Annotated in this window: 24 protein-coding genes and 2 tRNA genes; 10 read left to right on the top strand and 16 right to left on the bottom strand. The window is 64.0% G+C overall.

Annotation, left to right across the window (positions count from 1 at the left end; translation table 11 throughout):
- Positions 1-23: 23 nt before the first annotated feature.
- From AC0L2J_RS27470 to AC0L2J_RS27450, 5 genes are all read left to right on the top strand, one after another.
- Positions 24-740 (top strand): prolipoprotein diacylglyceryl transferase, encoded by a 717-nt coding sequence (locus tag AC0L2J_RS27470; protein ID WP_007604179.1) that lies wholly within the window; start codon positions 24-26, stop codon positions 738-740.
- Positions 721-2,151, top strand: coding sequence for a radical SAM protein (locus AC0L2J_RS27465; protein WP_473395097.1), 1,431 nt, complete (start codon positions 721-723; stop codon positions 2,149-2,151). The genes AC0L2J_RS27470 and AC0L2J_RS27465 overlap by 20 nt, the downstream gene beginning before the upstream one ends.
- A complete protein-coding gene (locus AC0L2J_RS27460; protein ID WP_007604174.1) occupies positions 2,148-2,417 on the top strand; it encodes a hypothetical protein in 270 nt (89 codons plus the stop codon). Before AC0L2J_RS27465 ends, AC0L2J_RS27460 begins: the two co-directional genes overlap by 4 nt.
- A 256-nt stretch (positions 2,418-2,673) precedes the next feature.
- The gene (gene typA / locus AC0L2J_RS27455) at positions 2,674-4,500 is read left to right on the top strand and encodes a translational GTPase TypA (RefSeq protein ID WP_007598731.1); all 1,827 of its coding nucleotides are present in this window, start codon (positions 2,674-2,676) and stop codon (positions 4,498-4,500) included.
- Between the two features lie 224 nt (positions 4,501-4,724).
- A complete protein-coding gene (locus AC0L2J_RS27450; RefSeq protein ID WP_473395096.1) occupies positions 4,725-5,972 on the top strand; it encodes a flavin monoamine oxidase family protein in 1,248 nt (415 codons plus the stop codon).
- Positions 5,973-6,006: 34 nt separating this feature from the next.
- Here the strand turns inward: AC0L2J_RS27450 and AC0L2J_RS27445 are convergent, their stop codons facing one another.
- Positions 6,007-6,414: a thiol-disulfide oxidoreductase DCC family protein gene (locus AC0L2J_RS27445; protein WP_473395095.1), complete on the bottom strand. Its 408-nt coding sequence runs from the start codon at positions 6,412-6,414 to the stop codon at positions 6,007-6,009.
- 43 nt (positions 6,415-6,457) lie between these two features.
- Positions 6,458-7,348, bottom strand: coding sequence for a dienelactone hydrolase family protein (locus AC0L2J_RS27440; RefSeq protein WP_473395094.1), 891 nt, complete (start codon positions 7,346-7,348; stop codon positions 6,458-6,460).
- Between the two features lie 262 nt (positions 7,349-7,610).
- Here AC0L2J_RS27440 and AC0L2J_RS27435 point away from each other — a divergent pair, with 262 nt between their 5' ends.
- The gene (locus tag AC0L2J_RS27435) at positions 7,611-8,120 is read left to right on the top strand and encodes a GNAT family N-acetyltransferase (RefSeq protein ID WP_007598725.1); all 510 of its coding nucleotides are present in this window, start codon (positions 7,611-7,613) and stop codon (positions 8,118-8,120) included.
- Positions 8,121-8,297: 177 nt separating this feature from the next.
- A complete protein-coding gene (gene ppa, locus AC0L2J_RS27430) occupies positions 8,298-8,834 on the top strand; it encodes an inorganic diphosphatase (RefSeq protein ID WP_007604168.1) in 537 nt (178 codons plus the stop codon).
- A 37-nt stretch (positions 8,835-8,871) separates the two neighbouring features.
- Here the strand turns inward: ppa and folD are convergent, their stop codons facing one another.
- Genes folD through AC0L2J_RS27415 form a run of 3 tightly spaced genes read right to left on the bottom strand, consistent with a single transcriptional unit; the run spans position 8,872 to position 10,422 of the window.
- Positions 8,872-9,756 carry a bifunctional methylenetetrahydrofolate dehydrogenase/methenyltetrahydrofolate cyclohydrolase FolD gene (folD, locus tag AC0L2J_RS27425; RefSeq protein ID WP_473395093.1) on the bottom strand — a complete coding sequence of 295 codons (885 nt, stop codon included), beginning with the start codon at positions 9,754-9,756 and terminating at the stop codon, positions 8,872-8,874.
- A 10-nt stretch (positions 9,757-9,766) separates the two neighbouring features.
- Positions 9,767-10,111, bottom strand: a complete 345-nt coding sequence (locus tag AC0L2J_RS27420; protein WP_007604156.1) for a DUF167 domain-containing protein — start codon at positions 10,109-10,111, stop codon at positions 9,767-9,769.
- A gap of 20 nt (positions 10,112-10,131) precedes the next feature.
- Entirely contained in the window at positions 10,132-10,422 is a 291-nt protein-coding gene (locus AC0L2J_RS27415; RefSeq protein ID WP_007598721.1) for a YggT family protein, read from the bottom strand.
- A gap of 204 nt (positions 10,423-10,626) precedes the next feature.
- Here AC0L2J_RS27415 and AC0L2J_RS27410 point away from each other — a divergent pair.
- Positions 10,627-10,702: transfer RNA gene (locus AC0L2J_RS27410), tRNA-Ala, on the top strand.
- 120 nt (positions 10,703-10,822) lie between these two features.
- Here AC0L2J_RS27410 and AC0L2J_RS27405 read toward each other — a convergent pair.
- The 7 genes from AC0L2J_RS27405 to AC0L2J_RS27375 form a co-directional block, all read right to left on the bottom strand.
- The gene (locus AC0L2J_RS27405) at positions 10,823-11,635 is read right to left on the bottom strand and encodes an enoyl-CoA hydratase (RefSeq protein ID WP_473395092.1); all 813 of its coding nucleotides are present in this window, start codon (positions 11,633-11,635) and stop codon (positions 10,823-10,825) included.
- 123 nt (positions 11,636-11,758) lie between these two features.
- On the bottom strand, positions 11,759-12,553 hold the full coding sequence (locus AC0L2J_RS27400; protein WP_473395091.1) for a glutamine amidotransferase: 795 nt from the start codon (positions 12,551-12,553) through the stop codon (positions 11,759-11,761).
- A 127-nt stretch (positions 12,554-12,680) separates the two neighbouring features.
- On the bottom strand, positions 12,681-13,460 hold the full coding sequence (locus tag AC0L2J_RS27395; RefSeq protein WP_473395090.1) for an SDR family NAD(P)-dependent oxidoreductase: 780 nt from the start codon (positions 13,458-13,460) through the stop codon (positions 12,681-12,683).
- Positions 13,461-13,681: 221 nt separating this feature from the next.
- Entirely contained in the window at positions 13,682-14,170 is a 489-nt protein-coding gene (locus AC0L2J_RS27390; RefSeq protein WP_007604151.1) for a tellurite resistance TerB family protein, read from the bottom strand.
- Between the two features lie 307 nt (positions 14,171-14,477).
- The gene (locus AC0L2J_RS27385) at positions 14,478-15,887 is read right to left on the bottom strand and encodes an adenylate/guanylate cyclase domain-containing protein (protein WP_007604150.1); all 1,410 of its coding nucleotides are present in this window, start codon (positions 15,885-15,887) and stop codon (positions 14,478-14,480) included.
- Positions 15,888-15,934: 47 nt separating this feature from the next.
- The gene (locus AC0L2J_RS27380; protein ID WP_007604149.1) at positions 15,935-17,302 is read right to left on the bottom strand and encodes a cytochrome P450; all 1,368 of its coding nucleotides are present in this window, start codon (positions 17,300-17,302) and stop codon (positions 15,935-15,937) included.
- 34 nt (positions 17,303-17,336) lie between these two features.
- Positions 17,337-18,704: a hypothetical protein gene (locus AC0L2J_RS27375; protein WP_007604148.1), complete on the bottom strand. Its 1,368-nt coding sequence runs from the start codon at positions 18,702-18,704 to the stop codon at positions 17,337-17,339.
- A gap of 161 nt (positions 18,705-18,865) precedes the next feature.
- On the opposite strand from AC0L2J_RS27375, the gene AC0L2J_RS27370 reads away from it, so the two are divergent.
- On the top strand, positions 18,866-20,554 hold the full coding sequence (locus AC0L2J_RS27370) for an MFS transporter (protein ID WP_473395088.1): 1,689 nt from the start codon (positions 18,866-18,868) through the stop codon (positions 20,552-20,554).
- Between the two features lie 25 nt (positions 20,555-20,579).
- Here the strand turns inward: AC0L2J_RS27370 and AC0L2J_RS27365 are convergent, their stop codons facing one another.
- Together AC0L2J_RS27365 and AC0L2J_RS27360 are read right to left on the bottom strand one after the other, a co-directional pair.
- Positions 20,580-20,792: a hypothetical protein gene (locus AC0L2J_RS27365; protein ID WP_007604145.1), complete on the bottom strand. Its 213-nt coding sequence runs from the start codon at positions 20,790-20,792 to the stop codon at positions 20,580-20,582.
- A 167-nt stretch (positions 20,793-20,959) separates the two neighbouring features.
- Entirely contained in the window at positions 20,960-21,286 is a 327-nt protein-coding gene (locus AC0L2J_RS27360) for a hypothetical protein (protein ID WP_473395087.1), read from the bottom strand.
- 253 nt (positions 21,287-21,539) lie between these two features.
- Between AC0L2J_RS27360 and AC0L2J_RS27355 the strand changes: the two genes are divergently transcribed.
- Positions 21,540-22,586, top strand: a complete 1,047-nt coding sequence (locus AC0L2J_RS27355; protein WP_007604143.1) for a polysaccharide deacetylase family protein — start codon at positions 21,540-21,542, stop codon at positions 22,584-22,586.
- A gap of 78 nt (positions 22,587-22,664) precedes the next feature.
- Here the strand turns inward: AC0L2J_RS27355 and AC0L2J_RS27350 are convergent, their stop codons facing one another.
- Positions 22,665-23,045, bottom strand: coding sequence for a hypothetical protein (locus tag AC0L2J_RS27350; RefSeq protein ID WP_473395086.1), 381 nt, complete (start codon positions 23,043-23,045; stop codon positions 22,665-22,667).
- A gap of 152 nt (positions 23,046-23,197) precedes the next feature.
- A tRNA-Thr gene (locus AC0L2J_RS27345) sits at positions 23,198-23,273 on the bottom strand.
- Positions 23,274-23,339: the final 66 nt, after the last annotated feature.

The following is a 23,339-nucleotide window of genomic DNA, read 5'->3' as shown; positions in this document are numbered from 1 at the left end:
GAACCTAGGCTAATGTCCCCCGCATGAGCGGGGCTTTCCTTCACACTCTCTTCGATGTCGGGGCGTGGCTGGCTGCGGCCGCGGCACTGTACTGGCTGTCGCGACAGGGCTTGCGGTTTCCGGCGCAATCCTTCGAACGGTCCTACCTCGCCGCTTTGGTGTTCGGTGCGGGCCTCGGGGCCTATCTGTTCGGCTCCGCCAATCTGTGGCTGTCGGGCCAGAGCGGCATCGCGCGCTCCGTGGAAGGTGCGCTCGCCGGCGGCATCGTGGCAATCGAGCTCTACAAATGGTCCGCAGGGATCACGGTCCGAACCGGCGCCCGTTTTGCGCTGCCGCTGGCGCTCGGCATCGCGATCGGCCGGCTCGGCTGCTATTTTGCGGGCCTCGACGATTTCACCTACGGCACGCCGACGGCATGGCCCTGGGGTCATGATTTCGGCGACGGCCTCCTTCGCCATCCCGTGCAGCTCTACGAAAGCGCCGCGATGGGGGTATTCGCGCTGCTCTACGTGCTGGCGGTCTTGAACCGGAGCGCGTTTGTGATCACCAATGGGTTCTACCTCGTCCTTGTCTACTATGGCGCACAGCGCTTCCTGTGGGAATTCCTCAAGCCCTACGGCACGCTGATCGGCCCCTTCACGCTGTTTCACCTGCTGTCGCTGTCCATCCTGCTCTACGCCGTCGTCATGTTGGCGAGGGCGCCCAAAGCGAGACCCATGCATGAACGCGCCGTTGCGTAAGTCGCGCCCCTATATCTTCTGGGGCCAGACCCAATCTCTCTGCGAGACCTGCCTGAAGCTGGTGCCGGCCAAGATCCAGATCCTCGACAACGAGGTCTGGTACGAGAAGCGCTGCAAGGAGCATGGCGTCCAGTCCACGCTGGTGTCGACGGACGCAGCCTATTGGCGCCTGTGCAAGGATTTCATCAAGCCGGGCGACCGGCCGCTCGCCTTTCAACGGCATACCGAATTCGGCTGCCCCTACGATTGCGGCCTGTGCCCCGACCACGAGCAGCATTCCTGCCTGGCGCTGATCGAGATCACCGAGCATTGCAATCTGACCTGCCCGGTGTGCTTTGCCGATTCCTCGCCGGCGCGGACCAGCTTTACGCCGCTGGCCAAGATCGAGCGAATGCTCGACGCGCTGGTCGCGAGCGAAGGCGAGCCCGATTTGGTGCAGATCTCAGGCGGCGAGCCGACGCTGCATCCGGATTTCTTCGCGATCCTCGATGCCGTGCGCGCCCGCCCGATCCGCCATGTCATGATCAACACCAACGGCCTGCGTATCGCCCGCGAAAAGGATTTCGTGGCGCGGCTCGCCGAGAACAAGCGCGGGCTCGAGGTCTATCTCCAGTTCGACTCGCTCGAACGCGACGCGTTGATCAATCTGCGCGGCGCTGATTTGCGCAAGATCCGTCAGCAGGCGCTGGAGAATCTCGAGCATTGCGGCGTATCGACCACGCTGGTGGCGACCATCAAGCGTGGCGTCAACGATGCCGAGATCGGCGACATCGTTCGCCACGCGCTGAGCTGGAAATGCGTGCGCGGCGTCACGCTGCAGCCGGTGCAGGATGCCGGCCGCAACGAGAATTTCGACAAGAACACCGACCGCATCATGCTGTCGGAGATCCGCAAGCGCGTGGTCGAAACCGGCGTGTTCGGCGACAAGGACTTGATCCCGCTACCCTGCAACCCCGAAAGCATCTCGATCGGTTACGGCCTGCGCAACGGCGAGAAAGTGCTGCCGCTGACCTCGCTGATCCCGCAGGAGCAACTCGTCGCATTGTTGCCCAATACGATAAGCCCGGAGAAGCATCCGGCGCTGAGGGAGAAATTCATCGATCTGTTTTCGCTGTCCTCGGGACCGCTGAACACGAGCGAGCGCGTCTGCGAATTGCTGTGCTGCCTGCCAAGCTTCGAGGTGCCGCAGGGCATCACTTACGAAAACGTATTCCGCGTCACGATCGTGCAGTTTCTCGACCGCTTCAATTTCTGCGTCGGCAACGTCAAGCGCAGCTGTATCCATTTCGTCACCGAGAACGGCGCGATCATCCCGTTCGACACCTACAATTTGTTCTACCGGAACGGAAAGATCGACGGCATCCGCGCCGAACTGGCGGCACAGTCAACCGAAGGAGTCCTGCAGGCATGAGCATCAGCGACGCGCCGCCGCCAGCCCCTCCGGGACCGCCTCCTGCCCCGCCGAACCAGCGCAGCGGCTGCCTGACCGCGCTCATGGCGATCTTTGGGATCATCCTGCTGCTGCCCGGCGCCTGTGCACTCCTGTTCGGCGGAATCTCCATATCCGACAGAGGCCGGATCGATTCCGACGTCGCGCCCCTGGTGTTCCTGGGCCTCGTCGTGGGGCTGGGCGGGGTCGCCCTGATCTGGGCCGCCATCAAGGGCCGGCGCGGCTGAGCCCAGCTTTTCGCCTAACCCCCGGGAATCCCCGGACAAAATTCAATCAACCAACGGCCAAAGAACACATTGTTTTTTGGCCGTTTTTGCCTATATTGCGCCGCAACGCGTAGGGTGCCCGGTCGATATGCCGGGCTTTCCCTTTTGGGCGGAAAGCGCCCCGTTTCCAGTCTTCAAGCGTTGTTTCGAGAAGAGGTCCCGGTCTGACCGGCGAGATCGCGCTTAACCCATTGTCCGACCGCAAAGAAGCTCACTCATGAACCTTCGCAACATCGCCATCATCGCCCACGTCGACCACGGCAAGACGACCCTGGTCGACCGCCTCCTCCAGCAATCCGGCACCTATCGTGAGAACCAGAAGGTGACCGAGCGCGCCATGGACTCCAACGATCTGGAGCGCGAGCGCGGCATCACGATCCTGGCCAAGGCGGCCTCGGTGCAGTGGAAGGACACCCGCATCAACATCGTCGACACCCCCGGCCACGCCGATTTCGGCGGTGAGGTCGAGCGCATTCTGAACATGGTGGACGGCGCGCTGGTGCTGGTCGACGCCGCCGAAGGTCCGTTGCCCCAGACCAAATTCGTGGTCTCCAAGGCGCTCAAGGTCGGTTTGAAGCCGATCGTCGTGATCAACAAGGTTGACCGTCCCGACGCGCGGGCGACCGAAGTCATCAACGAGGTGTTCGACCTGTTCGCGGCGCTCGATGCCAGCGAGGAGCAGCTCGACTTCCCGATCCTCTACGGGTCGGCCAAGCAGGGCTGGATGGCCGAGAGCCCGGACGGGTCGCACGAGGCCGGCATGCAGCCGCTGTTCGACCTGATCGTGCGCCATGTCGCGCCGCCGACCGTCGAGGAAGGCCCGTTCCGCATGATCGGCACCATTCTGGAAGCCAACCCCTATCTCGGCCGCATCATCACCGGCCGTATCTCTTCCGGTTCGATCAAGCCGAACCAGGCCGTGAAGGTGCTGGGCGCCGACGGCAAGACCATCGAGACCGGCCGCATCACCAAGATCCTCGCCTTCCGCGGCATCGAGCGCACCCCTCTCGACGAAGCCGAGGCAGGCGACATCGTCGCGATCGCCGGTCTGACCAAGGGCACCGTCGCCGACACCTTCTGCGATCCCTCGGTCGACACCCCGCTCGTGGCGCAGCCGATCGACCCGCCGACCGTGTCGATGTCCTTCATCGTCAACAACTCGCCGCTCGCCGGCACCGAAGGCGACAAGGTGACCAGCCGGATGATCCGCGACCGCCTGCTGCGCGAGTCCGAAGGCAACGTCGCGCTGCGGGTCGTCGAAGCCTCGGACAAGGACGCGATGGAAGTCTCGGGCCGCGGCGAATTGCAGCTCGCGATCCTGATCGAGACCATGCGCCGCGAGGGCTTTGAGCTCTCGGTGTCGCGTCCGCGCGTCGTGCTGCAGAAGGACGAGGCCACCGGCGCCACGCTGGAGCCGATCGAGGAAGTCGTCATCGACGTCGACGAGGAGCATTCGGGCGTCGTCGTGCAGAAGATGAGCGAGCGCAAGTCCGAGCTGATCGAGATGAAGCCGTCCGGCGGCAACCGCCTGCGGCTGGTGTTCTACGCGCCGACCCGCGGCCTGATCGGCTACCAGGGCGAACTGCTCACCGACACCCGCGGCACCGCGATCATGAACCGTCTGTTCCACGGCTACGCGCCGTACAAGGGCGAGATCCAGGGCCGCCGCAATGGCGTGCTGATCTCCAACGACCAGGGCGAAGCCGTGGCTTACGCCATGTTCAAGCTGGAAGATCGCGGCCCGATGATGATCGAGCCGGGCTGGAAGGTCTACAAGGGCATGATCGTCGGCGAGCATACCCGCGACAACGACCTCGAGATCAACGTGCTCAAGGGCAAGCAGCTCACCAACATCCGAACCACGTCGAAGGATGAAGCGGTGCGCCTGACCCCGCCGATCCGCATGACCCTGGAAAAGGCGCTGGCCTATATCGAGGACGACGAGTTGGTCGAGATCACGCCGAAGTCGATCCGCCTCCGCAAGCGGCACCTCGACCCCAACGAGCGCAAGCGCGCGGAGAAGTCCAAGGAAGCGGTGGCTTAAGCTTCCGCTCTCGTGCCCCGGACGCAGCGCAGCACGCAGTGATGCGCTGCTGAGCCGGGGCCCAGTTACTCTCACCACCTCCACATCACCTTGGGTCCCGGCTCTGCGGAGCGGCGCACCGGACGATGCTTCGCATCGCCGGGAAGCGCCGCACCGCGTCCGGGACACGAGAGCTGTGCTTGCGGCGGCTTCAGCGCGCTCGGCGAACGTGCTAGAGCCCGCCCATGAGCTCCCTGCCCTCCTCCGTCGACGTCGCGATCATCGGTGCGGGCGCCGCCGGCCTCGGCGCGGCGCATGCGTTGGCAGGCTCCGGCCTCTCCGCGATCGTGCTCGAGGCGCGGGACCGGCTCGGCGGCCGGGCCTGGACGGTGCAGGCCTCGCCCGACGTCACCTTCGACGTCGGCTGCGGCTGGCTGCATTCGGCGGACAACAACTCCTTCGTCGCGATTGCAAAGCAGCTCGGTTTCGAGGTCAACAAGGACCTCCCGCCCTGGCGCGAGCGCGCCTATGGCAACGCGTTTCCGAAAGCCGAGCGCGACGATTTCATGCACGCGATGGACGCCTTCTATCAGCGACTGTGGAAGGTCGCCCAGAAGCGCCAGGATGTACCCGCGAGCTTGAGCCTGGAGCCCGGCAATCGCTGGAATCCCATGATCGACGCGATCTCCACCTACATCAACGGCTGCGAGCTGAAGGACATGTCGACGCTGGACTGGGACGCCTACGAGGACAGCGACCTCAACTGGCGCGTCCGCCGCGGTTACGGCGCTCTGATCACGGCCTATGGCGCGCCCTGCCCGGTGGCGCTGAACTGCAACGTCACGCTGATCGATCATTCCGGCCAGCGCATCGGCATCGAGACATCGCAGGGCACGCTGGTCGCGGACAAGGTGATCGTCACCGTGCCGACCAATCTCATCGCCAATGAGGCGATCCGGTTCTCGCCATCTCTCCCCGCCAAGGTCGATGCCGCAGCCGGCCTGCCGCTCGGCGTCGACGACAAGGTGACGCTGGCGCTCGAGGATGCCGAAGCCTTCCCGAAGGAAGGAAATTTGCGCGGCGCCACCATGCGCACCGACATGGGCACCTATCATATCCGCCCGTTCGGCCAGCCCTGCATCGAAGGCTTTTTCGGCGGCAGCTTTGCGCGCGAACTGGAAGATGCCGGCGAAGGCGCTATTGCAGCGCAAAGCATCGACGAGATCGCAGGCCTGCTCGGCAACGATATCAGGCGAAAGCTGAAGCCGCTCTACGAGTCGCGCTGGGCGCACGACCCTTTCGCAAGAGGCTCCTATTCGCACGCGCTGCCGGGCCACGCCGGCGATCGCGCCGCGCTGGCCGCGCCGGTGGATGGGCGCCTGTTCTTTGCGGGAGAAGCGACCTCGCCGAACTTTTTCTCGACGGCGCATGGGGCGAGGGATTCAGGGGAACGCGCGGCGCAGGAAGCGCTGGGGGTTCTGGGCAAACCGTAACCACGCACTCCGTCATTGCGAGCGCAGCGACGTGTTACTCGATCACCCGTGTCCGCAAATCCGCATCCGGCACGAAGCACGCATCGTACTTCCCGAAAATCCGATAGCGATTCCGCGCAATGAGGCTGTAGATCGGGTCTCGCAGCGGCTTGGGTACGGCGAACAGTGCGCTCACCCAAGCCCAGCCGGGGAGCTTTGACAGCACCGTCAGCGCAGCGTCCGACTTCATGAACACCTCGCCGCCATGAATGACGGCATTGGTGTCGGGATCATCCGGATCGATGCCGAACGCGCGCGCGAGCCGGGCGCCATAGTCCGACTGGATCGGCGTGAAGCGAAACCGCTTCGACGTGTCACGCTGCGCGACGAACCGCACCCAACGCGAGCAGAAGATGCAGACGCCGTCGAACAGGATGACGTCATCGTCAGGCCAGTTGGGCATCAGCGATTGTCCAATATCAGGGGCGTGACCAGGAAATAAAGCATCATGGCTTTTTGCCAGCCGCCGGCTTCAGCGCGCGATCGAGTTCGCCACGCGCGGCTTTGACACCGGCCTCGCCTTCGATCATCCAGTGCCCCTCGCTGCCCACGGCCGTCAGCACCCGGAACTCGACCTTGCCGCCGCTGCCGCGAAACGCGTCGACCAACGCAAGCGAAAATGCCGGTGCAAAGTAGCTGTCATTGGCGGCGACGAGCCACGTGACGGGGATGCGCGCGGCCTTGCCGAATTCAGCCGCCGCCGCGAGCAGCGTGTGCGGCGCGCAGATCCGGTTCGGCTCGTCATTGGCATGACCGCCGCGGCCCGGCGCAATGGCGATGATGGCGGAGATCGCCTTCGGATCGGCATTCGCGAGCGCCAGCGCGCCCCAACCGCCGGCGGAATGGCCGATCACGATCGCGGCGTCGTTCCGGATAAAATCCTGCTTTCGCACAAAGTCCAACGCGAGCGCGATTTGGTCGGCCGTTGCGCGGCCCGAGCGCACATAGTCCGCCTCGTCGCAGCCACCCTGGTCCTCGACATAACGGCCGCCTGTTACGCCATGGCCGAGCCGTTCCGGCACCAGCACGGCGAAGCCGCGCGCGATGAGGAACGCCGTAAGTGCGCGGTATTCCGGCTGTGGTGTTTGCGCGCGCCGCAAGCCATTTTGCGTCGAAGCATGCGCGATCACCGCAAGCCGGAACGGGCCAGCACCCGGCGGGCGAAACAGCAGGGCATGTGCGGCGATGTCGGTATCCGGTGACGGCACGCGCCATTGCTGCCGGCGAAACGGATCGCCCTCCGCTCCGGACGAACCAAAAATGACCTGAGCGCGCACGGGCGGCGCGGTCAGCAAGGCCAAGAAAGCCAGGAGCACGAGAATGTTGAGGAGCCGCATGAATTGCCGGAGGCGAGAACAGCGACAGTTAGACTAGTAGGAACGAATCATTATCGGCAGACTTTCTGCGTTGCCATTGCCGTTCATTCGTTGCCGCAAAGCAGTTTTGCACCGACGCACAGCACTCCGGTGCCATTCGAATTGGCGTCTTGTCTTTTTTCGGTACAACACGGGTCAAATACTGATGCAGAAAGTCCACAGGTTAACCGATAATTAAGGATAGGTCTTGCCGCCGGCGCGGCGACTTGGTTTGATCACGTCCATGAGCACAACCCTGATCGAGGTCCGGCCGGCCAAAGCCGCAGATGCAACTGCGGTGGCGTCCACCCATGACGAAGCCTGGCGCTCCGCCTATCAGGGCATCATTCCCGGCGCCGAACTGGAAAAGCTGATCAACCGCCGCGGTCCGCAATGGTGGGACAGCGCGATCCGCAAGGGCAGCCGCGTCAGCGTCTTGGTGTTCGGCGACAAGATCGCGGGCTACGCCAATTACGGCCGCAACCGCGCCCGTAGCCTGCATTTCGACGGCGAGGTCTACGAGCTCTATCTGCGTCCTGAATTCCAAGGCCTGGGCTTTGGCCGCCGCCTGTTCACCGCGGCCCGCCGCGACCTGATGCAGAGCGGCCTGAAGAGCATGGTGGTGTGGGCGCTTTCGGACAACGATCCGGCCACCGAGTTCTACCGCGCCCTGGGAGGCCGCATGGTGGCGCGCTCCTCGGAGCGTTTCGGGCCGAAGTCGCTCGACAAGGTTGCCTTCGCTTGGACCAATTGAGCTGCTGAAGTTCCGCCGGCAGCGTTTTCCTTCCGTCGATACCGTTGCCTTTTGAGCCGGTGATCGCTGGATTCATTATTTCACAAAAACGCGATGGATCAGCGGGCCAAGCCCGCGTATGACAGCGCCAAAATCGCTGCCGGGTGCGATTTAACCTCGGCAACAACGGAGCCTTGAATGCGTATCGATGCGGTCTCGATCGGGAAAAACGTCCCCCACGACGTCAACGTCATCATCGAAGTCCCCGTAGGCGGCGAGCCGATCAAATACGAGATGGACAAGGAAGCCGGCACGCTGGTGGTCGACCGCTTCCTCTACACGCCGATGCGTTATCCCGGGAACTACGGCTTCATTCCGCACACGCTGTCCGATGACGGCGATCCCTGCGACGTCCTCATCATCAACACCCGCGCCATCATTCCAGGCGCGGTCATGAGCGTGCGCCCGGTCGGCGTGCTGTTCATGGAAGACGAAGCCGGCGGCGACGAGAAGATTCTTGCGGTGCCGTCGTCGAAGCTCACCCAGCGCTACGACAAGGTGAAGTCGTATTCCGACCTGCCGGACATCACGCTCCAGCAGATCCAGCACTTCTTCGAACACTACAAGGATCTCGAACCAGGCAAGTGGGTGAAGATCCTGCGCTGGGGCGGACCCGAGGATGCGCACAAGCTGATCCTCGAAGGCATCGATCGCGAGAAGAAGAAGAAGGCCTGAGCTCTGCTCCCTCGCTCCGCTTGCGGGGCGAGGTGAACTAGACCGCCGGCTTCGGCAGCCCCGCAATCGCGCAGGCCGCACGCAAGGTGTTCACGAGCAGGCACGCGACCGTCATCTGACCGACGCCGCCCGGCACCGGCGTGATGGCGCCGGCCACGGTGAGCGCTTCCTGATAGGCAACATCGCCGACGAGACGCGTCTTGCCGTCGTCCTTCGGGATCCGGTTGATGCCGACGTCGATCACGGTCGCCCCCGGCTTCAGCCAGTCGCCGCGCACCATCTCGGACTTTCCGACCGCGGCGTAGACGAGATCTGCGCGCTTCACGAGCCCGGGCAGGTCGCGCGAGCGCGAATGCGCGATGGTCACCGTGGCATTCTCGTTCAGCAATAGCTGCACCAGCGGGCGGCCGACGAGGTTGGAGCGGCCGATGACGATGGCGTTCATGCCTTCGAGCGAGGCATGCACGCTCTTGGTCAAAATGATGCAGCCGAGCGGCGTGCAGGGCGACAGCGCCTCGAAGCCGCCGGCGAGGCGGCCGGCATTGTTTGGATGCAGCCCGTCGACGTCCTTGGCGGGATCGATGGCATTGACGACGGCCTCGGTGTTGAGGCCCTTGGGCAGCGGCAATTGCACCAGAATACCGTGCACGGCGGGATCGCGGTTGAGTTTTGCGACCAGCGCCAGGAGATCTGCCTGCGAGACGTCGGCCGGCAGCTTGTGCTCGAACGAGGCCATACCGGCGGCCTGGGTCTGGGTGTGCTTCGAGCGAACATAGACCTCGCTCGCCGGGTCACTTCCGACCAGGACCACCGCAAGGCCCGGCACGAGATTGTGCTCGCGCTTGACGCGTGCGACCTCGTCGGCGACGCGGGCGCGCAGTTCCGCGGCGATGACTTTTCCGTCGATGATCTTGGCGGTCATGTCAGTTCCCTTAGTCTGTCGATTTGGCTGATGCGAGCTGGCGCAGGGCTTCGCCGAGCCGCGCCGGATCGCCGTCGACCGCGATCTGCTTCAGCCGCGAGGTCGCTCCCGACAGGAGTTTGACGCTGGCCTTGGGCACGCCAAGCGATTTCGCCAGCAGCACCAGAACGGCCCTGTTGGCCTCGCCGCCATCGGCGATGGCGCGCACACGCACCTTGAGCACGCTACGGCCATCGGAGAGCTGCTCGATCCCGTCGATGTCGTCGCGGCCGCCGCGCGGCGTTACCCGCAGCGCGATGCTGATGCCTGCGGCCCCGTAACGCCAAGGTTCCTTGATACCAAGGTTCTTTGGCAACCCAGGGCGCTCCAGCCTGCTTAGATCACGTTCGGGTAGATGTAATACAGGATCACCCGCTCGATGAACATGATGAGCAGGATCAGGATGATCGGCGAGATGTCGAGGCCGCCGAGGCTGGGCAGGAAATTGCGAATCGGCGCCAGGACCGGCTCCGTGATTCGGTACAGGAACTCCGCTACCGCCGAAACGAACTGATTGCGGGTGTTCACGACGTTGAAGGCGATCAGCCAGGACAGGATCGCGGACGCGATCAGCAGCCAGACGTAAAGGTCGAGCACGATGATGACGATGTCGAGAACGGCACGCATGGCTTTTGAAGACTCTGGCTTTTGAAAATTCTGGCTGCGGTCGGGATTGACGCCTGTTGCTAGATATCGGTTCCCCCCGGTCCAAACAAGGGAAGTCGGTGCCGGGATGGCTAAAACCGGGTTACACCCGTCCTTGACTTGACCTTGGCGGGGACTTAAATGGCGCCCGGTTGTCGGCCGCATTGACCAGAGCGGCCTACAAAAGGGGCCATAGCTCAGCTGGGAGAGCGCGTCGTTCGCAATGACGAGGTCGGCGGTTCGATCCCGCCTGGCTCCACCAGCCTTCGCTCGCTTCGCGAGCTACGGCTAGGCAAGCCCGGAAGGTCTCTCGCGGCGAAGTGAGCGAAGGCTGCCCCGCCATAGCCCGAAGGGCGACGGCGGGCTCCATCCGAAATCCCCCCTACTTCCCCGTAAACCTCGGCGGCCGCTTCTCCATGAAGCTCGCGACTCCCTCCCGGAAATCGCTGCCGTTCAGCGCCACCATCATGTCCCGATTGGCCGCGATCGTCGCCTCCGCCAGCGTCTGGAATGGCACCTCGTAGAGCTGCCGCTTGATCACGGCCATCGCGCTCGGCGAGACGAAATCGGCGAGGTCGCGCGCATAGGCATAGGTCTCCTCGCGCAGCTTCTCTGGTGAGCAGAGCCGGTTGACCAAGCCGATCCGCAGCGCCTCGTCACTCGAAACACGGCGCGCCGAGAGCAACAGATCCATCGCGTTGGCGTGGCCGACGATTCGCGGCAGCATCCAGCTGATGCCGTGCTCGGCGATCAGGCCGCGCCGCGCGAAGGCTGTCGTGAACACCGTGTTGTCGGCGGCAAAGCGCAGGTCGCAATAGAGCGCGTGGACGAGGCCGATGCCGGCGGTCGCGCCGTTGAGCATGGCGATGACAGGCTTTCCGATCGACGGGTAGAAGCCATAGCGCGTCTGCCAATCGGGCCGCCGGTTCATGTCGAACGGCGGCAGGTTCGACGCACGTCTGATATCATCGGGGTCGAGCCCCTTCAATGCATCCATGTCGGCACCGGCGCAGAAGGCACGGCCCGCGCCGGTGATGACGATGACCCGGACATTGTCATCGGCGCTCGATGCTTCCATCGCATGGCGCACGTCCCGCTCCATGATGGGCGTCCACGCATTCATGCGGTCGGGACGGTTGAGCGTGATGGTCGCGACCTTGTCGCTGACCTCATAGAGAATGTGTTCGTAGGCCATGACGCTCTCCCTCTGTTTGCCGGCGCAATTTCGCGCGCGCTCGTTGGCACCGAGCTTAGCATATCAAGGGATGAGACAAGGGCTTGCGCCAGGAACCTGCGTTAAGGACCTGAGAAGGCGCGATCACTCGGCGGCTTGCGCCAGAACCGGCCGGCGCGCGAGCCAGCCGTCGATGAAATGATCGAGCCAGGCGCGTTCCGCGACATCGTAGACGGCACGGTCCGCGAAATGATGATGCCGCTGCCGGGCGCCGGGCGCGCTGAGCCCGTCATAGCCGCGCGTGGTCCAGCAATGCATCATCGCGTAGGTCACGTCAGGATGAAACTGCACGCCGAAAGCGTTGCCGGTGCGGAACGCCTGCACCGGAAAATCATCGCCTTCCGCAAGCAGTTCAGTGCCGACCGGCAACTCGAAGCCTTCGCGATGCCAGTGATAGACCCGCGCCGGCCAATTCGGGCAGAGCCGGTGTCCCGCTTCTGTCGGGCGGATCGGGTAGTAGCCGATCTGGGTCAGTGCATCCGCATGCGGCGCAACGCGGGCCCCTAACTGCTTCGCCAGCATCTGCGCGCCGAGGCAGATGCCGAGGAACGGCCGCTGTTCGCGGAGCGGGATTTCGAGCCAGTCGATCTCGCGGCGGATGTAGTCGTCGGGATCGTTGGCGCTCATGGGACCGCCGAAGACCACAGCGCCGGCATGCTGGTCGAGGGTCTCAGGCAGCGGATCGCCGAAGCGGGGACGGCGGATGTCGAGGCGATGGCCGAGCGCGCGCAGCGCATTGCCGACGCGGCCGGGCGTCGAGGATTCCTGATGCAGGATGATCAGAACCGGCAACCGGGTTTCGGAGGCGGCGACGTTCGGCGTCCTTCCGGGGAAGGGCACCACTTCTGCGCCACCAAACCTGTCCGTCCGGAACGACATGGTCTCTGCGAGTGCTATCGGTTCAGACCGCCAGCATAACTAAGCGATCGTTAATTTCGTGTGAGTTTGCGCACACACACGCCCGATAGAAAGCAAGCTCCGGGCCACTACGGACCGAGAGCTCTCTTTACTGTCTTTGCCTCTGAAACCGGCTGGTAGCCGACAGGATGAAGCCGCGCGGGAAAAACCGCAGTGCAAATGGCACAATCTTGATGCCCAGACCAGGGAGCACTGCCCGCTTGTTGGACATCAGGCCGCGATAGGCCTGCCGTGCGACCTCGGCGGCAGGAACATTGAGAAGGGCCGTATCATGTCCGGACCCAACGCCGGCGCGCGCCTGGAATTCGGTGGGCACCGGGCCCGGGCAAAGGACGGTGACGCGAACGCCGTGCGGTGCAAGCTCCGCCCGAAGGGCCTCGGTGAAGGAAATCACATAGGCCTTGGACGCGTAGTAGACGGCCATGCCGGGGCCGGGCAGAAAGCCGGCGACCGATCCGACATTGAGAAGACCGCCCTTGTTCCTGATCAGCTGATCGGCGAAGCGCAGCGACAGATCCGTCAGGGCCCGGACATTGACATCCACGATGCCGAGCTGCTCGACCCGGTCGCGCTCGAGTGCGTCACCGAATACGCCGAAGCCGGCATTGTTGACGAGATGATCGAGCTCGACGCCTTCGGCAGCAAGTGCAGCGGCGATCTTCTCGCCGGCATCCGCGTCCTGGAGATCGCAGGCGATCACGATCGGCTTTTTGCCGCCCTTGGCGGCGAGCTCGTTCGCGAGCGCCTCGAGCCGGTCCACGCGTCGCGCCGTCAGCGCAAGACGGTGTCCGTTCGCGGCGAACACACGCGCCAGCTCCGTGCCGATGCCCGCCGAGGCACCGGTGATCAACGTTACCCTCTCAGTCACGATCGAAGTCTCTTGAATTGAAGTTTTTTGGCCCCGCAATGCTGGAACCAGAGCATAGGCCGAGCGCGACAGGCAAGCGATGTCCGCCGCATAGCCACTTGAGCGGGAAACGGGGGAAGCAGGAAAACCAGGGATTTACAGGCGAAATCCGGAACCCGGGCAGCCCCGAGGCTACATTAAAGTTTCGTCATGTGGTCCGCACAACCGCCAATTGGCTGTGATCACCCACCGACCGCGCTGTCCTTGACCTGACCACCGGCACGATCTGCGACCGCGTGCTTCAGATCGATCCGGTCGCGTTGCGAAATCCCGAGCAGGTCGGAAGCGCGCCAGACCACATTATCCTCGAACTCCGTAACCTGGCCGTCGGCGTAGACCAGCTCCCACATCATCTGGACGACCCGCTTGCGGCCCTCTTCGTCGAGCGAGCGCATCATGATGCTGGTGAAGTGATAGAGGTCGACCGCCTCGCCCTCGACCTCGGTCGCATCCGCGATCAGGCGATCCGCGGTGCCGCGATCGAGCCCAAAGTGGCTTTCGATCAGGCTGTGCAACTTGCGCTGCTCGGCAGCCGTTGGCTGGCCGTCCAGCGAGATCACGTGAACGAGCAGCGCGGTCGCCGCCAGGCGGTAATCACTGTCACCGAATGCACGGTCCTGGGCATGGGGAGCAACAATGTCGGCGATGAATTGGCGCAGGCCGTCGAGCATATGGTCCTACCGAAATCGATGAAGCCGCGAGGCGCGGCCGCTACCAGTATTATATGAGCAGGAAACTCAACCGGCGCAATGTGCGTCAGTTCCGCGCGCCGCATTACGTTTCGGCAATCTGGAGCGCTGGTTTCTGCAGGGCGGCTAAATCGTCTCTCCGACGTCGTCCTGGCGAAGGCCAGGACCCATTAGCCCAGGGAGTCGTTTGGCGAAGACTGGTTGTGGTCCGGTACGCCGACCATCCGCAATCGATAGATTCCGCGGTATGGGTCCTGGCCTTCGCCAGGACGACGTCGGGGGCAACACCTCACGGTATCTCGTACACCACCATCTTGTCGGCGATGCCGCGCAGTGCGGCCTGCTTCTGGATCGGCCTGATTTCGCGCTGCTTGAGGACTTCGGCGACCGCCGGCGCATCCAGCACCGGGCCGGTGATGTGGATCTCCTGCGCGGTCGAGAGGCTCTGCACGCGGGCGGCGATGTTGACGGTCTGGCCGAAATAATCCTGCCGGTCATTGAGCATCACTGCGAGGCACGGACCTTCGTGGATGCCGATCTTGAGAACAAGGTCGTCCGCACCACGCTGCTCGTTCAATTCATCCATCGCTGCGCGCATTCGCAGGCCGGCTACGATCGCATGCTCGGGTCTGACGAAAGTCGCCATCACCGCGTCGCCGATCGTCTTCACCACGGCTCCTTTCTCTGCGGCGATGATTTCCAGGAGCGCGCGGAAATGCGCTCGCACCAGATCGAAAGCGTTGAGATCGCCGACGCGCTCGTACAGCGCAGTCGAGCCCTTCAGATCGGTAAACAGGAAAGTCAGGGACGTGATCTTCAACCGCTGGTCGACATTGAGATTGTCTGCCTTGAAGACGTCGCGAAAAGTCTGGTTCGACAGCATCCGTTTGGCCGTGAGGATCGGCTTGCGCTTGCCGAGCATCTCATGCAACGCATCAGCCGCGATCCACACCGAGGGCAGTACGCGATTTCCGGATCGGTTCTCGAGTGTGAGGCGCAGCGGTCCAGGGCGCATCACGGTAGTCCCCGTGGGCGCTTCCAACTTGTTGAAGACCATCGAAAGTTGCTGACGCTGGCTCGTCGGCTCGCCCTGGACATCCAGGAAGTGGGCGGAATGAGTGACCGGCTCGAACACGATGATGAACTGGCTCGGCAAATTGAGCGAGAGGATCGCCGTTTCACCCGCCGGCAATTCCAGTGCTTCGAGTGTGACTTCGTCGATCAGTCGCGAGAAGGACTCGTCACTGACGTCGACGCCCGAACTCCAGAAAATCTGCCGGACATATTCCCAGATCGGCAGGGTGTCGGGATCGTGAGCGCCGATGCGGCGCACCCGCGGGCTGACGGTAAACGCCACCTCCACCATCTCATCGACGGAGGCTTCGTATCCGGCGGCACAAAGTGCGCAGTTGTAGTCGTCATGCTTCAGAGATTTCAGTGTTGCATGCGCGCCGAGGACTCCGCCGCAGCCGGGGCACAGCACGTTCCAACTCATGTCGAACAGGCCGAGCCGCGAGGCGTGCAGAAATCCGGAGATGATCTTCTCCTGATCAAGCCCGGTGCGATTTGCAAAGTCGAGGGCATTGATACGATGGAGATCGCGATCCTCACCATCGGCGATCAACCGCGCGATGACCTCGACAACGGCCGGATCGGCCGTCTGCCTGAGAACCGAAAGCTGCGCCTGGATATCGCTCATGTCGCTCATCTCGTGTGTCGGCGGTGCCGTCAGGGCGCGGCGGCTCGTCACCGTGGCGTGATACGGAACCGCGGGGAGTGGTCCGGCTGCGTTGTGACGACGCCGAGCGGGATGACAGGGCTGGTATCGGCAAGCTCGACACGGAACGCGCCGATCAGCCGGCCCAGCGCCAGCACGGATTCGGCTTGCGCGAAGGGGGCGCCGACGCAGACGCGCGGACCCGCACCGAAGGGGAGATAGGCAAACCGATCGGGCGCTTCCGTCGACATGAAGCGTTTTGGAATGAACGCGTTCGGCTGATCCCACAGCTTCTCGTGCCGGTGCAGCAGCCACGGCGCGATCATAATGATGTCGCCCTTGCCGATGGCGACGCCGGCCGCGTTGTCCTTCTCGCGCGCGGCCCGGGCGATCAGGAAGGCCGGCGGATAAAGCCGCATGGTCTCCTCTATCGCGGCGCGGGTGAACTTCTGGCGATCGATGTCGGCCATGCTGTCGAGGTGTTCGCCACGCGTCTCGGAGGCAATTTCTTCCTGCGTGTCCGGGTCGAGGGCGAGCAGATAGAGCGCCCAGAACAGCGCGGTCGCCGTGGTCTCGTGACCCGCGAGGATCATGGTCGCGACTTCGTCGACCAGTTGCTCGTCCGAAAAACCCTTGCCGGTTTCGGGGTCGCGCGCCTCGTCCATGAGATCGAAAAGGTCGCGCGGCGGCGCGCCGTCTTGCTTGCCCATCTCACGCCGCTCGGCGATCAGCATCGCTACGAATTCGGTCCAGCGCTTGCGGAAACGGGCACGGGCAAAATCCATCGGGCTTGGCCAGGACAGCGGCAGCACCATGTCAAGCAAGTACGGCCGCCCGAGTCGGGCTCCATACTCCATGACGAAGTTGCGCAAGGTCGGACCATGCCGGTCCATGCCGAACGAGAACATGGTGCGTCCGGCGATCTCAAGCGTCATGCGCTGCATGATCTCGCGCAGATCGACCGGCTCGCTCGTTCGCCCGTCGAGCTTCGCGATGGTCTCGTCGAGCACCGCCGTCATGTGCGGAACGAGATTTGCCGTCGCACGCGGCGTGAACGCAGGCGCGAGGGTGCGGCGCTGAAACGTCCACGAATGACCCTCCGCAATCAGAAGACCATCGCCGAGCACGGGACGCAGCATGCGAATGCCCGCCGGGGTGCGCGAATAATTCTCGTAATTGCTGAGCAGGACATGCCGGATCGCATCCGGCCGGTTCAGGATGAAACTGTTGCGAAAGAAGAATCGGCCCTCGATGACGTCTTCCTCGTAGGCGCGCTGCCCCCAGGTTGCGATCATGTTCCGCTTGATCACGGCAAGCCGGGCGAGGAACGACATGTCGTCGGGCGCACGCGGCGGGGTCGGAGGGACGATGGGCCGACGCACGCTGGCGATGTTCATGGCTCGCTCCCGCAGAGGTGACGCAGGCAATTAGCTAGTAAGTCAGCTCGGCAATCGCAATCCTGTTCTCTTGGGCAGGCCAGGCGCGTGCCACAATTCGTTCTTCGCCAAATTGGGCCACGATGTTACGCCCGACCTCGCCGGCCGGAAGGCGCAGTGTTGCTGTCGAATCCGTGGGCACCCCCGATTTCACGTCCGCCGGCTCCTTGCCGTCGAGCAGCACCACGTCCCGCGGCAGGCCGAAATAACCGCGCGGACGCGACATGATCACCACAGCCCCGGCGTCCTTGTCCGCGGGCCCGAGCGGACGCGCGGCGCGCAGATGCACCACGTCAGACGAGCGCGGGAAGGGCGAGCGGTAGATGTGCGTCGTCGGCGCATCCGGCAATGACAAGACGAATTCGAGCGACCAGGAAGGTTCGACCTGCGCCGGGCCCCAGCGTCCGTCGGCGCCGGTCTTCGCGCTGTGGACGGCGCCGCCCTTACGCTCACCGGTTTCAGGATCGACCCGAAAGACATCGACGGTTGCACCGGCCACCGGCCGATTGGTCGGCGCGCCGCCCGGTGTGCCCGTCACGAGGCCGCTCAGCCTGATGCTCTGCTCCGGCACAATCGCGATCCGCGCGGGCTCGCGGCCAGCGATGAACTTGTAGATCTCGCGGAAGGCCCGGGGGTGAAATGCCACTTCGCGATGATCGAGTGCGCCGAGCACGAGGTTGGTGGCCCCCTTCAACTCCGGCCCTTCGACGCTGACGCCGGTCGGCGTACCGGGCTTGCCGATGAAACGGCCATCGGCTTGCGCGTATTTGTCCATGCCGTCGCTACGCAAGGTGAGGAAGGCGACACCCGGTGTCGCCTCGCTCTCGCCCTCGTTCAGGCCGCGCAAGAACGCGCCGCGACCGTTGAACTCGCTGTTGGGCTGGTCGTCGGTCGCGAACACGCCGTGATTGGGCGTGCCGCACAGCACGGCGTGGCTGACATCGCCGGCGCCGCCGTTCTTGATGACGTTGCGGATGGCATAGCCGCCGCGCGAGCTGCCGACCAGCGCCACGCGGGCCACGCCGGTGCTGCGCTTCAATTCGGCTATGGCGGCGGCGAGCTCGCGGCGCTGGTCCTCGGTCGAGGAGCGGCCCGCCTGCTCGACCTTGTCGTCACTTCGTGCATTGGGATCGGTGAAATTGATCGCACGCATGCGATCGCGCGCAATGCCGTTGGATTCCATCCGCCACAAGGTCGTCATCCAGAGCGCGTCGTAGTCGCCATTGCCGTGGACGAACAGGATCGGCGGCACCTCGCCCGGCGCAGCGGGTGCGGGTTGAGCCGATGCACCCGTCCGCAAGCTCGCAATTGCGAAGGGCAAGCTGCCGGCACCTTGCAAGATCGTCCGTCGCGACAGCTTCATCTGTTCCTCCCCGGCAAAAGCATCTCTGTGCACCGCTTATACCGACCTAACCACTGGACAGCGAAGGACTTTCGCAGGCATCACTGAACTTGCCGGAATCGCCCGAAGACCACTCCAAGACAATTTCAAGACCACTTCTGCCAGCCCATTTGGAAGGGGATATGACCGAGCAGACGAACCGCCAGAAAATTGCAGCCGACGGCATCATGGCGCCGCTGCGATACACCGTATTCCGGCGCATCTGGCTCGCCAGCCTGCTCTCCAATCTCGGCCTGCTGATCCAGGGCGTGGGTGCCGCCTGGGCAATGACGCAGATGGCGGCCTCGGCGGACAAGGTCGCGCTGGTGCAGACCGCCCTGATGCTGCCGATCATGCTGATCTCGATGCCGGCCGGCGCCATCGCCGACATGTACGACCGCCGCATCGTGACCCTGATCGCACTCATGATCGCGCTGACTGGCGCGACAGCGCTCACGGTCCTGGCCTGGCTCAACTACATTTCCCCGGAAACGCTGCTCGTCTTCTGCTTCGTTGTCGGCAGCGGCAACGCACTGTTCGGTCCGGCCTGGCAATCCTCGGTCAGCGAGCAGGTGCCGCCCGATGCACTGCCGTCGGCCGTCGCGCTGAACGGCATCAGCTACAACATCGCGCGCAGCTTCGGTCCGGCGGTCGGCGGTGTCATCGTCGCCGCGCTCGGCGCGGTGGCGGCGTTTGCGTGTAACGCGATCCTCTATTTGCCCTTGCTGGTGGTGCTGCTGCTCTGGCGGCGCAACACCGAACCCTCGCGGCTGCCGCGGGAGAAGCTCAACCGCGCCATGGTGTCGGGCTTCCGCTACATCACCAATTCGCCGCCGATCAAGATCGTGCTGTTGCGCACGCTGATGATGGGCCTGATTGGCGGTGCCATCATGGCGCTGATGCCGCTGGTCGCGCGGGACCTGCTGCATGGCGGCGCGCAGACCTACGGCATCATGCTCGGCGCCTTCGGGATGGGCGCCGTGGTCGGCGCGCTCAACATCCACGAATTGCGCAAGCGCATGAGCGGCGAAGCCGCGATCCGCGCCTGCACCATCTCGATGGCGTTTGCGATGGCCGCGCTTGCCGTGAGCACCGAGCCGGTGCTGACCGCGGCTGCGCTGGTGCTCGCCGGCGCGGTCTGGATGGCCGCCATCGCGCTGTTCAATATCGGCGTGCAGCTCTCGGCGCCGCGCTGGGTCGCCGGCCGCTCGCTCGCGGCGTTCCAGGCCTCGATTTCCGGCGGCATCGCGATCGGCGCCTGGGGCTGGGGCCATCTCACCGACTATGCCGGCGTCGAGGTCGCGCTGCTGACGGCCGCCGGCCTGATGCTGATCTCGCCAGTGCTGGGAATCTGGCTCACGATGCCGCGCGTCGGCGCCCGTAACGAAGACGCCGACGTGCTGGCCGATCCGGAAGTCAAACTGTCGCTCACGGCGCGCAGCGGACCGCTGGTGGTCGAGATCGAATACCGCGTCGCCCAAGAGAACGCGCGCGCCTTTCACAACGTGATGCAGGACGTGCAGCTCTCTCGGCAGCGCAACGGCGCCTATGGCTGGTCGATCGCGCGCGACATCGCCGATCCCGAATTGTGGACCGAGCGCTACCACTGTCCGACCTGGCTCGACTATCTGCGCCAGCGCAACCGCTCGACCCAGTCCGAACGCGCGCTGCATCAGGAGGCGATCGATTTCCACGTCGGCCCCGACGCGGTGCGGATCCGCCGCATGCTCGAGCGTCCGTTCGGCTCGGTGCGCTGGAAAGAGGAGACGCCGGACCAGGCAGCAAGTGAGGTGCTGCCCGTGGTCGCCACCGCGGCGGGAAGCAGCACTTAGGGTTTTGCGAGTCCGTAGCGACGTCTTACTGCCCGTGATCCGTCAGCACCTTGTCGCAACCTTTGGTGAGCCGCGTACGGTTCTGCTTGAGGCAGGCGAGCACAGCCTGATCGCCATTGTTCATCACCGGGCGGCAGAAGCGCGTGACGTCGCGCGCACAGGCATCGTGACCGGGCTGCTGCGCTGACGCAGCCGATGCAAACAGGATCAATGGAATGATGAAAAGAAATCTGGTCATCGCGTAATGCCTCTTACCCGGAAGATGTGCGGGGGAAGCTAGAGCGACGATCCCGAAGCCGCAACGGCTTTATTGGCAGGCGGGCTTGCGCCGACGCGTGGCTCCGGCATTCACGCCGGGGCACATCGCGAGGGGAGCTAACCGACGCAACGACGCGATCGTTGCTGTTACTGACCGTCCTGGGCGTCAGCGACCTTGCGTGACGCGCCGCCCTTGGCGAGGTCCTTGTCCATCACCGCACGGCAACCGGCGCTCAGATCTGAACGATGCTTCATCATGCACGCCGTGATCTTCGGGATGTTCGGGATTTCCGACGAGCACAGACGGAAAGCGTCGCCGGTGCACTGCTGCTGCGCTTCGGACGAGAAGGCGAAGCTGGAGCCGGTCGAGGCGATCGAGAGGATGGCGGCAAAGCCCAGAGCCAGGCTGGTGTCGCGGATCTTGCTACTCAAGGACTTGGTGTTCAGCGAGTTGGTGTTCAGCGAGTTGGTCATTTGAAGCTCCCATTGGCACCGCTGGAAGCGGGCCCGTTGTTGATGGGATTGACCATGCTCCAGCAAAACAGTTTCCACTGTGATGACGGTCACGGGAGGCCCACCCTCTGTGACCTCGGTCACGTTGGAGCACCTCGCTGAAATTCCTTCATATCCGCTGTCGTGTTGGTGTCACGTTAACCGATCCTTCGCATTAATGGCTCGGCGAGCGGGAAATTCCGCCGGTTTGGTTGCGTAATTGGAAAGAATGGCGATGCGTAATGCGTTGGGCCTGATGCTGGCCAGTGTAGTTGCGGCGGTCGTGATCGCCGCCGGCGGTTGGTTCTATTATTCCTCGCGCGCCGACCAGGCCGCTCCCAAGACGATTGCCGCCCGTGCCGCCGATCAATTGCCGGCACAGGCGAAGCTCGCCGCCAAGGACGACGTCGCGACCACGGCGGCCATTGCGGCCAAGCCGGCGGCAGCCGCCCCGGCGCCCGCACCCGCGCCGATGCCGGTGCAGCAGAAATCGACCTGCGCCAATCCCAACGCGCTCGGCGTCTCCCGCGTGGTCGAGATCGACACCACCGGCGGTCCGGGCTTCGGCTTCGATCATTTCAAGCAGTTCGACTTCCTCACCGACAAGGAGGTCGTGCTGACCTTCGACGACGGTCCCTGGCCAGTCAACACGCCCGCCGTGCTGAAGGCGCTCGCGGATGAATGCACCAAGGGCCTGTTCTTCTCGGTCGGCAAGCATGCGACCTACCATCCCGAAATCCTGCGCCAGGTGCTGGCCCAGGGCCATACGGTCGGCACTCACACCTGGTCGCACGTCAATCTGAACGGCAAGAAGATGACCGAGCAGATGGCCAAGGACGAGGTCGAAAAGGGCATTAGCGCGGTGAAATACGCGCTCGGCACCAACCCGGCGCCGTTCTTCCGCTTCCCGCAGCTGCAGCACAATCCGGCGATCGTGAGCTATTTCGGCACCCGCAATGTCGCGATGTTCTCGACCGACATCGACTCCTTCGACTTCAGGAAGGGCGCCACGCCGGAGAAGATCATCGAAACCGTGATGACCAGGCTCGACAAGCTCGGCAAAGGCATCATCCTGATGCACGACTTCCAGAAGCATACCGGCGAAGCGATGCCGGCGCTGCTCGCGCGGCTCAAGGCCGGCGGCTACAAGGTCGTGCAGATGAAGGCCAAGACAACACTCGACTCGCTGCCGGAATATGACGAGGCGCTGCTGAAGGATATGAAGGTGCCGACCTCGAGCGCGCGTCCGATCGGGAGCGTGGTGCAGACGGTTTCGCAGTAACGCGCCCGATCAGATCCAAAACTTCTCGCGTCATGGCCGGGCTTGTCCCGGCCATGTGCTTTTTGGGACCAATGCCCCTTACCAGTAGATGCCGTGTCGATGCAGTTCGCTGATGATGCGGCCTTCGGTCCATGTACGCTTGTGCTTCGGCTTGTCCGCCTTGGCCGTCGTCTTCGCGGCGGGTTGGGTCGTCGCGGGCGCTGAGGTCGTCGTGGCCGTGGGTGTGGCGGCCGCCGCAGGCGCCGTGAGCGAAACCGCCGGCGGGCGATCGAGATATTTCGGAGCTTCGACAGCAGGCGCTGCTTCGCTCACCTGTGTCGGCGTGGCAGCAAGCGCCGGCGCCGTTTGCTGAACCGAAGCCTGCCCGTTGGCAGAGGACAGCGACAGGCTGCGCGGGCCTTCGGCCTGGGCAGATGCAGAGACCAGCACCATGGCGGCCACCAGAATGATCTTACGCATATGAAATCTCCCCGTGTTTGGCGTGCTCGAAACACTACGGGAGACGGGCCACAGGTTATGTGATTGCGATCACTCATGCTGCCGTGCGTTCACGGTGACCGAATGCCCTGGTCAGAACGCCTGGCTTGCGGAGAGCAAATGAGCTGGGGCGCTGGTGCCGCAAGAGGGATTCGAACCCCCGACCCCGTCATTACGAATGACGTGCTCTACCAACTGAGCTATTGCGGCGAACTCTGCCGGGGCCCGCGCGAGGCCGGTCCCGATACGCGCGCTCCTGATATCGGGCGGGGCCCG

This window comes from Bradyrhizobium sp. MV1.5, from assembly GCF_055807615.1.
Note: the sequence above shows the minus strand (reverse complement) of the source record. Positions and strands in the feature narration are given on the sequence as shown.